Source organism: Oceanimonas aquatica (assembly GCF_030732065.1).
GTDB lineage: Bacteria > Pseudomonadota > Gammaproteobacteria > Enterobacterales > Aeromonadaceae > Oceanimonas.
The window spans coordinates 282,500-295,291 of record NZ_JAVBHX010000001.1 but is presented as its reverse complement, the minus strand read 5'-3'; the positions used below and the strand labels follow the sequence as shown (position 1 = coordinate 295,291).

General features: G+C 62.0%; 9 protein-coding genes. 4 read left to right on the top strand and 5 right to left on the bottom strand.

The features are described from left to right. Nucleotides 1-185 precede the first annotated feature (185 nt). Together Q9290_RS01375 and Q9290_RS01370 are read left to right on the top strand one after the other, a co-directional pair. Nucleotides 186-1,241, top strand: coding sequence for an NADP(H)-dependent aldo-keto reductase (locus Q9290_RS01375; RefSeq protein WP_306077837.1), 1,056 nt, complete (start codon nt 186-188; stop codon nt 1,239-1,241). 143 nt (nt 1,242-1,384) lie between these two features. After that, a complete protein-coding gene (locus tag Q9290_RS01370) occupies nt 1,385-4,903 on the top strand; it encodes an EAL domain-containing protein (protein ID WP_306077836.1) in 3,519 nt (1,172 codons plus the stop codon). Between the two features lie 6 nt (nt 4,904-4,909). Here Q9290_RS01370 and ccoG read toward each other — a convergent pair whose 3' ends face one another. The 3 genes from ccoG to Q9290_RS01355 form a co-directional block, all read right to left on the bottom strand. Continuing rightward, complete coding sequence (gene ccoG, locus Q9290_RS01365) at nt 4,910-6,298, bottom strand: cytochrome c oxidase accessory protein CcoG (RefSeq protein WP_306077835.1); 1,389 nt, start codon at nt 6,296-6,298, stop codon at nt 4,910-4,912. A 151-nt stretch (nt 6,299-6,449) separates the two neighbouring features. Beyond that, the gene (locus Q9290_RS01360) at nt 6,450-7,859 is read right to left on the bottom strand and encodes an aminotransferase-like domain-containing protein (RefSeq protein ID WP_306077834.1); all 1,410 of its coding nucleotides are present in this window, start codon (nt 7,857-7,859) and stop codon (nt 6,450-6,452) included. Nucleotide 7,860: 1 nt separating this feature from the next. After that, complete coding sequence (locus tag Q9290_RS01355; RefSeq protein WP_306077833.1) at nt 7,861-8,418, bottom strand: acyl-CoA thioesterase; 558 nt, start codon at nt 8,416-8,418, stop codon at nt 7,861-7,863. A gap of 215 nt (nt 8,419-8,633) precedes the next feature. Here Q9290_RS01355 and tyrR point away from each other — a divergent pair, with 215 nt between their 5' ends. Then, complete coding sequence (gene tyrR / locus Q9290_RS01350) at nt 8,634-10,184, top strand: transcriptional regulator TyrR (protein ID WP_306077832.1); 1,551 nt, start codon at nt 8,634-8,636, stop codon at nt 10,182-10,184. A 275-nt stretch (nt 10,185-10,459) separates the two neighbouring features. Further along, the gene (locus tag Q9290_RS01345; protein ID WP_306077831.1) at nt 10,460-11,245 is read left to right on the top strand and encodes an MliC family protein; all 786 of its coding nucleotides are present in this window, start codon (nt 10,460-10,462) and stop codon (nt 11,243-11,245) included. A 250-nt stretch (nt 11,246-11,495) separates the two neighbouring features. On the opposite strand, the gene Q9290_RS01340 is transcribed toward Q9290_RS01345, so the two are convergent. After that, nucleotides 11,496-11,840 (bottom strand): cupin domain-containing protein, encoded by a 345-nt coding sequence (locus Q9290_RS01340; protein WP_094199003.1) that lies wholly within the window; start codon nt 11,838-11,840, stop codon nt 11,496-11,498. A gap of 53 nt (nt 11,841-11,893) precedes the next feature. After that, a complete protein-coding gene (gene purU, locus Q9290_RS01335; RefSeq protein ID WP_306077830.1) occupies nt 11,894-12,760 on the bottom strand; it encodes a formyltetrahydrofolate deformylase in 867 nt (288 codons plus the stop codon). Nucleotides 12,761-12,792: the final 32 nt, after the last annotated feature.

Below are 12,792 nucleotides of genomic sequence, written 5' to 3'. Positions count from 1 at the left end.
ACCCTCTGCGCCAAGGATGGCGCAGCGGAGCCCAAATGGAAGTGTTTACGGCGAGTCGGAGAAGCAGCTCCCTTGGTCTGGCGCCTTCCCTGCTCACAGCCCTTCACCTCCCCCACACCGTGATCTTCCGCACACTTTGCTGGTATGCTGTTGTTAAAAAACAGCACCAACCTGTGGGGAGCGCAATGCAATACCGAAAACTGGGCAACACCGATATCGACGTCAGCCTCATCGGCCTGGGCACCATGACCTGGGGCGAGCAGAACACGGAGGCCGAGGCCCACGCCCAGCTCGACATGGCCATGGATCATGGCATCAACCTGATCGATACCGCCGAGCTCTATCCCATTCCGCCCCGGGAACATACTCAGGGCGCCACCGAAACCATGATTGGCAACTGGCTGACCGCCCGTGGCAACCGCGACAAAGTGGTGCTGGCCACCAAGGTGGTGGGCCGGGCCCACGATCCCAAGCGTCCGTCCTACTTTCGCGACGGCAAGCCCATGCTCGACCGGGCCAATATCGTCAAGGCCCTGGACGACAGCCTGCGCCGGCTGCAAACCGACTATGTCGACTTCTACCAGCTGCACTGGCCCGACCGCAAAACCAACATGTTTGGCCAGCTCGGCTTTGAACAGCTGGATGAGGCCGATGCCCAGACCGTGCCCATCGCCGAAACTCTGTCGGTGCTCGACGAGCTGGTCAAGGCCGGTAAAATTCGCCACATTGGCCTGTCCAACGAAACGCCCTGGGGCGTGCACCGGTTTTTGCTGGAAGCCGAGCGCCACGGGTATCCGCGCATTCAGGGCATTCAGAACCCCTACAACCTGCTGAACCGCACCCATGAAATCGGCCTGTCCGAGTTCTCTCTGCGCGAGCAGGTAGGGCTGCTGGCCTATTCGCCCCTGGCCTTTGGCATGCTCGCCGGCAAATACGAAAACGGCGCCCGGCCCGAGGGGGCCCGACTCACCCTCTACAGCCGCTTTCAGCGCTACAACGGCGCCGATTCCCGGGCCGCCACCAGTGCCTACGTGGCATTGGCTCAAGAGCATGGCCTTACCCCTGTCCAGCTGGCCCAGGCCTTCGTCAACACCCGGCCCTTTGTTACCAGCAACCTGATTGGCGCCACCAGCCTTGAACAACTCAAGGAAAATATCGACAGCGTCGAGGTGGTGCTGACCGAAGAGCTGAAACAGGGCATTTCCGACATTCATCGTCGTTATCCCAACCCGGCGCCCTGACCAGCACCCCCGTCTGTCACCCAAAAGGCCGTGGTATCAACGGCCTTTTTTGTTCGAAAATTATATTCTGTTGAGTCCTCCCCGATTTCCCCCCCAGTTGCTAACCTTGTTGAAAATCATCATAAAAACGACGAGCAGGGGCCATGTCATACATCAGCTCTTCCAGGCTTACTTTCCTTTCCTGGCTGGTACTTGCCGGCGGTCTGGTACTCACGCCGCTGGTGGCCCTTACCCTTACTCAGGAGGAAGAAGAGCGCGCCGTGACCGAGTTTGCGGCCGAAGCCGACCGGATCAGCCTGAGTGTCAAGGAACGTCTGGCCAGCTACGGTGTGGTGCTGCGCAGTGGCGCCGCCCTGTTCGACGCCTCCGATCTGGTCACCGAGCAGGACTGGCGCCGGTTCGTTGAACGGCTGCAACAGGACCCGGCACTGAGCGGACTGGAAGCCCTGGGCCTGGCCCGCTTTATTCACGAGCAGGAACGCCATGCCCACTCGACCTGGCTGAAACGAAACAATATTCGGGTTCATCCCATAGTTCCGTCCGGCAAACGCGACGCCTACGGCTATGTGCTTTACAGTGAAAACATCAACGGCGCCGACCAGGTCCCCCCCGGCCTGGATCTGCTGACCATTCCCGCACACGGCGCTGCCATGGAACGGGCCGAGCGCACCGGCAAAACCAGCCTGTCGGGCAAGATAAACGCCTCCCGGCAAACCGGGCCCGATACCAGCACCATGATATTTCAGCCCGTGTACCAGCAGAACGAACTGCTGGGCTGGATTTTTGGCGCGGTCAGCACCCATGCGCTGGTCAAGGACATGATGGAAGACGCCCTGCACCGACAGGCGCCCTGGACCACTCTGCGCATCTACGACGGCAACACCCCTTCAGCCAACGGCCTGCTCTATCAATATGGCAAGGCGCCGGCAACGCCCACCGCCTTTCTGCAACAACGCTTTCTCGACTTCAATGGCCGTCAGTGGCTGCTGGTGTTTGATCACCTCAACCCCGCCGCCGTCGTCAGTCATCAGTCCAGCATGCTGGTGCTGGGCGCCGGCCTGACCCTGACCATGTTGCTGTTTGCCCTGTTGCGCTCGGCCCTGGGGTCACGCAGCCGGGCCGAGGCACTGGCGGAGCAGCTGAGCGAAGAAATGAGCCAGCGTGAACGCCGTTACAGCCAGTTGCAGTCCCGCTTCAGTCATATCACCGGCCGGGTTTCCGGCATGCTGTTTGAATACCGGCTCGAAGCCAGTGGCCGCAGCACCTTTCCCTACGCCAGCGACGGCATTCGCCAGTTGTTCGGGCTGGACCCGGAGCAGGCCCGGAACAACGCCGCCGCCATGTTCGATGCCATTCACCCCGACGACGTGGACGGCGTGGCCGATGCCATGCTCGGCTCGGCCCGCGACCTGACCCCCTGGCATCACGAGTTTCGCGTCAACGGTGCCGATGGCCAGCCCCGCTGGCTGCTGGGAGACGCCCAGCCCCGGCGGGAAGCGGATGGCACCACCACCTGGTTTGGCGCCATCACCGACATCACCGCACGCAAACAAGCCGAGCAGGCGCTGAAGGCGGCCCACAGCCAGTCCCGCCACTTTCGCGCGGCCCTTGATCAGGTGTCTTCCTTTATCTACATGAAGGACACCCGCTTTCGTTATATCTATGCCAACCGGGCAGCGCTGGAACAATTTGGCTGCAACGGCACCACCCTCAAGGGCTGCATGGACGAACAGTTTTATGCGCCGGAAACGGCTCAGGAACTGCGCGACTCCGACCGCCGGGTGCTCACCGGCGAGCCCCGTTCGGAAGAGGTGGAGATCATCGGCAAGGACGGCCGCCGCACCGTGTTTATGGACGTGAAAACCCCCATTTTTGACGATCCCGAGCATCGGGAAATCGTCGGCCTGCTGGGTATTCGCACCGACATCACCCTGCTGAAAGACAACGAGCAGCAGCTGCGGCAACTGGCCCATTTCGATCCACTCACCCGGCTGCACAACCGGGTGTTGTTATCGGATCGGTTACGCCAGGCCATGACCCAGGCCCGCCGCCATGAGCAGTCGGTGGCGGTGGTCTATCTGGATCTCGACGGTTTCAAGGCCATCAACGACACCCATGGCCACGCCGCCGGCGACAAACTGCTGGTGGCGGTGGCCGGCCGCATGAAGGACGTGATCCGCGAAGGCGATACCCTGGCCCGGGTGGGAGGCGACGAGTTCGTGGCCATTCTGCTGGATCTGGCCGATCCCCATCATTGCACGCCCCTGCTGGAGCGGCTGTTGCAGGCCGCCGCCCGCCCGGTGAACTTGGACGGCCTCAGGCTGCGGGTCACCGCCAGCATGGGGGTTACCTTTTACCCTCAGGCCGAGGAGCTGGATCCGGATCAACTGCTGCGCCAGGCCGACCAGGCCATGTATCAGGCCAAGCTGGCGGGCAAGAACCGCTATCACCTGTTCGATACCGAACGGGATCGCTCGGTGCGCACCCATCACGAAAGCCTGGAACACATACGCCACGCCCTGCGCAACGGCGAGTTCGTGCTTTACTACCAGCCCAAGGTCAACATGCGCACCGGCCGGGTCATCGGCGCCGAGGCGCTGATCCGCTGGCAACACCCGCAAAAAGGCCTGCTATCGCCGGCCCACTTTCTGCCGGCGGTGGAAGAGCATGCCCTCGGGGTGGAACTCGGCAACTGGGTGATCGACGCCGCCCTGCAACAAATTCGGGAATGGCAGGCTCAGGGCCTGGCACTGGTGGTCAGCGTCAACCTGAGCGCCCGCCAGTTGCGCCAGGACGATTTTGTGGAGCAACTGCAGCAACTGCTGGGCCATTATCCCGACATCGATCCGGCCTGGCTGGAGCTGGAAATACTGGAAACCAGCACCCTGGGGGATCTGGCAAAAATTTCCGAGCGTCTGCAACGGTGCCGGGAACTGGGGCTGGCTGTGTCGCTGGACGACTTCGGCACCGGTTATTCATCGCTGACCTACCTAAAGCAGTTGCCCGCCGGCACCGTCAAGGTGGATCAAAGCTTTGTGCGTGACATTCTGGAAGACCCGGAAGACCTCACCATTCTCGACGGTGTGCTCAGCCTGGCCCGGGCCTTTGGCCGGGACGTGATTGCCGAAGGGGTGGAAACCGTGGAGCATGGCAACATGCTGTTGCGCATCGGCTGTGAGCAGGCGCAAGGCTACGGCATTGCCCGCCCCATGCCCGCCGCCGAACTGCCCGGCTGGGTGAAGCAGTGGCGGCCGGCCCCCCGCTGGGCCACCCTGCCCCGGGCCGACCGGGCCATGTTGCCGCTGCTGTATGCGGTTATTGAGCACGTGGCCTGGGTGGAGGCCGTGGGCCAGGCCCTGAAACAACCGGGTACGCCCTGGCCCAGCCTGGACGCCGACCAGTGCCGCTTTGGCGACTGGTACCACCACAGCTCTGCCGAGGAGCAGCAGCGTCTGGCCACCCTGGCAGATCTGCACCGGCAACTGCACCAGCAGGCCAGCCGGCTGCACCAGTGGCAGCAGGACGGCCAGGGCCAACAGGCGCTTGCAGGCTTCGACGAACTGCGGGCCCTGCACCGGCAACTGGCCGATGAACTGGAGCACAGGCTGACACCGCCCCCCCGCAACCTCACCGAAATACGCCCCAGGTTAAAGAGCGTCTGAGTCCCCTCAGGGCATCAGGAAGCGGCTTTCGGTGCGCACCTGATCCTGCTCTGTACCGGCCACAAACAGAATGGGGCGGGCCCTCTGTGCCGAGGCCACCTCGGCTCTCAGCGACAGGCTGATCGGCACTTCCGTCACTTCGCCCGGCACCAGGGTCAGCTGCTGCGGGCCATGCCAGCCGGGCTGCTCCAGCCCTTCCACACTCAAGACCACCCGTTGCGGCTGCTGGCTCTTGTTGGCAAGCTTGAGGGTAAAGGTGTTTTCCACGCCACCCTCCAGGGTCTCCCGGTACAGCTGATGACGATCACGCACCACTTCCAGCGCCAGCGTCGACCGGCCGGCCACGGCCAGCACCAGCAGGGCCAGTACCGCCACCGTCATGACGCCATAACACCAGACACGCATGTGAGCACGCCCCGAGTTGCGTCCGGCCAGGGCATTTTCACTGGCATAGCGCACCAGCCCGGTGCGATAGCCCATGCGCTTCATGGTCTGATCGCAGGCATCTATACAGGCGCCACAGTTGATGCATTCATACTGCAGGCCGTCACGAATATCGATGCCGGCGGGACACACCTGCACACACAGCTCGCAATCAATGCAATCGCCCAGCCCCTGGGCCCGGTGATCGCTATTACGCGAACGGGGGCCACGCTGCTCGCCCCGGCTCGCATCATAAGCCGCACTCAGGGTATTGGCGTCAAACATGGCCGACTGAAACCGGGAGTAAGGACACATGTGAGTGCACATTATGGTGCGCATCCAGCCTGCATTGAGGTAGGTACACAGGGTAAACAGCACTACCCAGAACGCCGGCCAGGGCGTTGCCGACAGTGTCAGCAACCCGTACGCCAGCTCATCGGCGGGGGTGAAATAGGCCACGAAGGTAAAACCGCTCAGCAGGGCGATCAGCAACCAGAGCAGATGCTTGGCGCCCTTGCGCAGCAGCCAATCGGCATTGCGGCCCCCCCGATCCCGCTGGCGGCGGCGGTTGGCGCTACCTTCCAGCTTTTGCTCCACCCAGATAAACCAGAAGGTCCATACCGTTTGCGGACACAAAAAGCCGCACCACACCCGGCCCAGCCAGGTGGTGATAAAAAACAGGCCAAAGGCGGCCACCGTCAGCAACAGCGCCAGCAGGGTCAGGTCCTGGGGCCAGATGGTCATGCCGAACAGGTGAAAACGCTGCTGGGCCCAGTCCAGCAATATCGCCTGGCGACCGTTCCAGCTCAGCCAGGGCCCGAGCAAAAACAGCAGCATCAGGCTCCAGCCCAGCCGGCGGCGCAGCCGCTGCCAGCGCCCCTGCTGGGCCCTGACGTAAATATGCCCCTGATCGCGGGGCCGGGAGGCGTCGGTACACACCTTGACGTCGATTCGGGATGAAGTGTCGTTCATAAGGCTCACTTGCGTTGTGGTTCACCACCGGCAACAGGCCGGCGGAGTACGCAGTAGAGCATGGCGGCCCCGCCCTCGACAGAAACAGTCGGGGCCGCAAAAACCATAACAGTTCAGGCTCCGGTCAAGCCAAAACCATAACAGTGACCGTTCAGACCTCGGCCATCAGCTCACCGATAAGAACCGACAGCCGGGCCACCGCCTCCTCGCTGCGGGAATTCCAGGGCAGCGACACGTTAAGCCGGAAACAGTGCCGGAACTGCTCACCGGCGGCGAACATGCGCCCGGGTGCAATGGTGATGCCCTCGGCCAGAGCGCGACGATAAAGCTCGGTGGCATCCAGCCCGGCGGGCAGACTCAGCCACAAAAAGTAACCGCCCCGGCTGGGGTGCACTGTCACCCCGGTCGGCAACTGCCGGCACAGGGCCTGATAAAACCAGTGCTTGCGCTGGGCCAGCAGCCGCCGCAGGGTATGCAGGTGCCGATCGTAATGGTGTGACGCCAGGTAATCGGCCAGTGCCAGCTGCATGGGCGCACTGGTGGACAGGGTACTCATCAATTGCAGCCGCTGAATCTCCGGCGCCCGGGGCCCCGCCGCCACCCAGCCAATACGCAGGCCGGTGGCCAGGGTCTTGGAAAAGGAAGAGCAGTGCAATACGCCCTCACCCGATGCCCGCAGCGGTAATGGCGCCTGCTCGCCGTCATAGAGCTCGGCGTAGACGTCGTCTTCCACCAACGGCACCTTGTATTCATTCAGCAGCGCCAGCAGGCGGGTGCGGGCCGATGCCGCCAGACTGACCCCGAGCGGGTTCTGGCAATGACTCATCAGCCAGCAGGCCTTTACCGGATAACGTGCCAGCGCATCGGCCAGGGCATCAAGATCCAGGCCATGCACCGGATCCACCGGCACCGCCAGCGCCTTGAGCTGCAACCGTTCAATCGCCTGCAGGGCACCATAAAAGGCCGGCGCTTCCACCAGCACCCAGTCTCCCGGTCGGGTCAGCGCCTGCAGGCTGAGGTTGAGCGCTTCCAGCGCCCCCGAAGTGATCACCACTTCCTCCGGTGACACTGCCATTCCCCGCGCCGCATAGCGGCGGGCAATGGCCCGGCGCAACTCGGCACAACCCGGGGGCAACACCTGCTGGTGGGCCGGATCCAGGTGCCGGGCCACCCGGCTCAGGGAACGCGCCAGTTGCTCTTTGGGAAACAGCGACGGATGGGGAAAGGCCGAGCCAAAGGCCACGCAGTCGGGCCGCTGGCCCGCCTGCAGCACATTGAAGATAAAGGCGTTGATATCCACCGCCTCGGCGGCATGGAAGGCCGGGCGGGCGGCATTGGCGGGACTGTGCTGACGGGGCGCCACCCGGTAGCCGGACTGGGGCTGCGCCAGTATCCAGCCCTGGCTTTCCAGCAACTGGTAGGCGCTGAGCACCGTCATCAGACTGAAACCGGATCGCCTGGCGCTCTCCCGCAAGGACGGCAGCCGGTCGCCGGGCTGCCAGACACCGGTTTCAATCTGCTCTTGCAGCTGGCCCGCCAGGCGGCGGTATTTGCTGCTCACATCAGAGTGCCAGCTGGCAGTTTTCCCCTTCCAGCTCGGCCATTTCCTGATCCAGGCTGAGAGACTGGCGCAGATCGGCCACTTCCTGCTGGTGGGCCCGGCGCAGCTTCTTGCGCAGCTTGCCCATCACGAAACGACGAATTTCTTCTTCGTCTTCCAGCACCAGGCCGGGCACGGCGGTGGGCTTGCGGGTCTTTTCGTCCAGCGCCACCATGGTGAAATAGGAGGTATTGGTGTGCTTGACGATGCCCTGCTTGAAGTCTTCCGACACCACCTTGATGCCCACTTCCATCGAGCTCTTGCCCACGTAGTTGACCGAGGCGTACAGGGTCAGCAGTTCGCCCACTTCCACCGGGTTGAGAAAGTCCACCGAGTCGACCGAGGCGGTCACACAATAGCCCTTGGCGTGGCTGGCGGCGCAGGTGTAGGCGATCTTGTCCATCAGCGACAGAATAATGCCGCCATGCACCTTGCCACCAAAATTGGCATAGGAAGGCACCATCAGCTCCTTGAGGATCACCTGGGACGACTTGACCGTACTGAAAACCGCTTCGCTCATTGCTTCACCTGAAAAATACTTGCTGTCTTGTTAAATGTTAGCGTGCGGCAGCACCCCCACCGCACAGGGTGGCAAGCATGGACGAGCCGGGCCGTCAGGTAAACCGCCAAGGCGTGTAAAAACCGGTATTTATCACGTTTTTATTTCAGCTCCGGTCGCCCGCCACGGCAACTGTCAGGTATTATTTACACTCAAACGTTCGACCAAGCCAAATCATGCGCCTGAAAGTAAACTGTGAAGACCGTCTGGGCCTGACCCGGGAGCTGCTCAATATTCTGGTGGAGCACCGCATCGACCTGCGCGGCATCGAGATCGATACCAGCGGCATTATCTACCTCAACTTTCCCGCCCTCGACTTTGCCGAGTTGCAGCACCTGATGCCGGCCATTCGCCGCCTGTCCGGCGTGCACGACGTGCAGACCATTGCCTGCATGCCCTCGGAACAGGAGCACAATGCCATTGTCGCCCTGCTGAAAGTGCTGCCCGATGCCGTGGTGGCGCTGGATATAAAGGGCCGCATTACCCTGGCCAACGACGCCGCCTGCGCCCTGCTCGACGAACCTCAGCATCAACTGCTGCAACAGCCCCTGGGCCCCCGGCTGAAAGGGGTGTTTGTCAGCCGCTGGCTGGAGCAGGACGAGCCTCACCCCCTGAGCGAACGGGTAATGATTGACGGCGAGCCCTGGCTGGCCGACTTTCTGCCCATCTGGGTCACCGAGGAATCCGGCGAGCAAAGCCTGGCCGGCGCTGTAGTGGTGTTCAAGTCTGCCTGGCGCATTGGCCAGCACTTCAAGGCCATGCGCCACCGGGAGTCCAAGCACTTCGACGACTTCATTGCCCACAGCCCCGCCATGGCCGAGCTGCTGAGTGAGGCCCGCCGGCTGGCGGTACTGGATGCGCCCCTGCTTATTCAGGGAGAAACCGGCACCGGCAAGGAGCAGCTGGCCCGGGCCTGTCACCGCGCCAGCCTGCGTGGTGAAGGCCCCTTTATGCTGCTCAACTGCGCCGCCATTCCCGACGATGCCGCCGAAAACGAGCTGTTCGGCTATGCCCCCGGTGCCTTTGGCAACAATCAAAAAGGCAAGCGCGGCGTGCTGGAGCAGGCCAATGGTGGCACCCTGGTGCTGGACGAAATCGGTGAAATGTCGCCGCTGCTGCAGCGCAAACTGCTACGCGTGCTGCAGGACGGCGTGTTTCGCCGGCTGGGTGACGAGCAGGAAGTGAAGGTAGACATTCGTGTGATCTGCACCAGCCAGCAGGATCTGGCGGCGCTGGTGCAAAACGGCCAGTTTCGCCAGGATCTGTTCTACCGGCTTAACGTGCTCAACCTGCGGGTGCCCTCTTTGCGCGAGCGGCAAAAGGACATACTGCCCCTGGCCCGGCACCTGTGCACCCGCTACGCCGCCGAGCTGGAGCGGCCCCAGCCCCGGCTGTCTGCAAGGCTGGCCGACTATCTGCAGCACTACCCCTGGCCCGGCAACGTGCGTCAGCTCGGCAACAGCCTGTACCGGGCCATCAGCCTGCTGGACGGCGACGAGCTGGATGTGGACTCGCTGTCACTGCCCGAGCAAAGCGGCCTGCCGGGGCTGGACGCCCTCTGTGAAGGCTCACTGGAAGACGCGGTCAAGGGCTTTGAGCGCCTGCTGCTGGAACGACTCTACCCGGAATATCCGTCCAGCCGGCTGCTGGCCAAACGCCTAGGCATCTCCCACACGGCCGTGGCCAACAAGCTACGGGATTACGGCATCGGCAGGCACAAGAAATAAGGCTGGAACGCGCAGGTGACTCCGCACTCACCTTGTCACCCCCGCGAAGGCGGGGGCCAGGGCAGACAACCGTGAAGTTTGGTTTTGTGCGGTTCTGCAGGTGAACGTTATGAGCAGGACCGTGCATCATGCTCTGGATTCCCGTTTCCACGGGAATGACGGCTTTAAACCCCCAACGAAGGGGGTCCATGCATGATCTGCCACAATGCCACTGAACTAAGCTGTATTGATGGACTCCGCTCATTCCGGGAATACCACGACAGGAGGTATTCATCATGAAACGCGGGTTATTACTGCTGATATTCGCCGCCCTGCCGGCCTGGGCACAAAACGTGCCGCTGTGCTCCCCCGAGTGGGCACAATGGGTAGAGCAAAAGGTGCAGACGGGCGACGGCCGAGGCCATGGCCCGGATACAGGCACGGACGAATGGAAGTCGGTGGTGGAATTTCGGTTAGGCATTCGCGGTGACGCTGCTGTTCCGGCCCGTGAGACTCAGGCCTGGTGTGAGCATATTGATGCGCTGGTAAAACAGGGACCGTCGTTTTCCTGTAAGGGCGTTCAGCCCGGCAGTATGGAGGCCATGATCTGCAACGACGCCGGCCTGGCGGCCCGGGACCGGCAACTGGCCGGCGTCTACCAGCGAGCGCTGGCCAAAGCCGGCAATGAGCAGCCGCCCATGCTCAGGGCCGAGCAACGGGGCTGGATCAAGGGTCGTAACGACTGCTGGAAAAGCGAGGACCAGCGCGCCTGCGTGCGACTGCAATATGAGCTGCACACCGCCGAGCTGCAAGCCCGCTACCGGCTGGTGCCCGCACGCGGCCCGTTCCGCTTTGCCTGTGACGGCAACCCCACCAACGAGGTGGTGGTGACTTTTTTCGACACTCAGCCTTCTACCCTGAACGCCGAATACGGCGACAGTGTGTCGCTGATGTATATTCAGCCCAGCGCCAGCGGCAGCCGCTATGAAGGCCGCAACGAAAGTTTCTGGGAGCACCAGGGGAAAGCCACCGTTCGCTGGGGACATGATTCCCCGGAAATGCGGTGCGAGAGAGTGAAGTAACGCTCCCAACTTCCCGTCACCCGCGCACTTATCTTGTCGCCCCCGCGAAGGCGGGGGTCCAAGGCAGACGACCGTGAAGGTTGGTTTTGTGCGGGTCTGCCAATGGGCGTTGTGGGCAAGGCCCTGCTGTATGTTCTGGATGCTCACTTCACGGGCATGACGGCTTCAGAACATTCCCCGTAGTCCTTCAGAAAAAAAACGGCCTGCGCGTGGCAGGCCGAAAGAAAACAGAGACTGGGGTTTTGCCCGATCAGGCAAACACGAAATACTTGCGTACGGTTTCCACTACTTCCCAGGTGCCCTGAAAGCCCGGCTCCACCACAAAGATGTCGCCCGCCTTCAGGTGAATGGGCTCGCCGCCTTCGGGGGTGAGAATGCAGTAACCTTCGCGGAAATCACAATATTCCCACTTGGTGTAGTTCACCGCCCATTTGCCCGGGGTGCAGATCCAGGTACCCATGATCTTGCTGCCGTCTTCCGAGGTGTAGGCATTGAGGTTAACGGTATGGGGGTCACCCGACAGCTTTTCCCACTTGGTGGCATCCAGCAGCACCTGGGGCTGGGTATCGCGCAGTACCGTAATTTTCTGAGACATGATGGCTCCTTGTTCATGCCGAATGCGTTGGCATTCGAGAGGTAAATGAGTGTTCAGCTGCCCAGTACCACCGTCTTGCCCTGGTACATAAACACCCGCTTTTCAATGTGATACTGAATGGCTTTGGCCAGAGTCACGCATTCAATGTCGCGGCCCTTGGCCACCAGATCTTCCGGGTAATGGCTGTGATCCACCGCCTGTACCCCTTGAGTAATGATGGGCCCTTCATCCAGCTCGTTATTGATGTAATGAGCCGTGGCTCCCACCAGCTTCACCCCCTTTTCGTAAGCCTGATGGTAAGGCTGGGCACCCTTGAAACCGGGCAACAGGGAGTGGTGAATGTTGATGGCGCGGCCGGCCATCTTGTCGCACAGATCCGGGCTCAGCACCTGCATGTAGCGGGCCAGCACCACCAGATCGGCGTCCGACTCCTGCACGATTCTCCACAACTGCGCCTCCTGCTCGGCCTTGGTCTCCGGCGTAATCGGCAGGTGGTAATAGGGAATATGGTGCCAGTCGGCCAGCCGCTGCAGATCCGGGTGATTGGAGATGATGGCCGGAATTTCGATGCCCAGCTGACCGGTGCGGTAGCGATACAGCAGATCGTTCAGGCAATGGTCGAACTTCGACACCAGTATCACCACATTGGGCCGGCGGCTGCGATCGGTCAGCTCCCACTCCATGCCGAATTTTTCGGCCCGGGGGGCAAAGCCGTCACGAAACGCCGCTTCGTCGAACTCGCCCTGCTCGGGCTTGCGAAACTCCACTCGAATAAAAAAGTGGCCGGCACGGGCATCGTCAAAGGTCTGCATGTCCGCCACGTAACAGCCCTGCTGAAACAGGTAGCCGGTCACCGCATCCACGGTGCCCAGCCGGCTTTCACAACTGGCGGTGAGGATAAGGGTATCGTGCTGGTTCATGCTGTGCCTCCCATGGCGATGCGTGTTCCCTT

Excerpts from the sequence above, each read along its gene's own strand:
- Q9290_RS01370 (WP_306077836.1), top strand. The coding sequence starts at position 1,385 with ATGTCATACATCAGCTCTTCCAGGCTTACTTTCCTTTCCTGGCTGGTA.
- Q9290_RS01375 (WP_306077837.1), top strand. The coding sequence starts at position 186 with ATGCAATACCGAAAACTGGGCAACACCGATATCGACGTCAGCCTCATC.
- purU (WP_306077830.1), bottom strand. The coding sequence starts at position 12,760 with ATGAACCAGCACGATACCCTTATCCTCACCGCCAGTTGTGAAAGCCGG.
- Q9290_RS01340 (WP_094199003.1), bottom strand. The coding sequence starts at position 11,840 with ATGTCTCAGAAAATTACGGTACTGCGCGATACCCAGCCCCAGGTGCTG.
- tyrR (WP_306077832.1), top strand. The coding sequence starts at position 8,634 with ATGCGCCTGAAAGTAAACTGTGAAGACCGTCTGGGCCTGACCCGGGAG.
- Q9290_RS01355 (WP_306077833.1), bottom strand. The coding sequence starts at position 8,418 with ATGAGCGAAGCGGTTTTCAGTACGGTCAAGTCGTCCCAGGTGATCCTC.
- Q9290_RS01345 (WP_306077831.1), top strand. The coding sequence starts at position 10,460 with ATGAAACGCGGGTTATTACTGCTGATATTCGCCGCCCTGCCGGCCTGG.
- ccoG (WP_306077835.1), bottom strand. The coding sequence starts at position 6,298 with ATGAACGACACTTCATCCCGAATCGACGTCAAGGTGTGTACCGACGCC.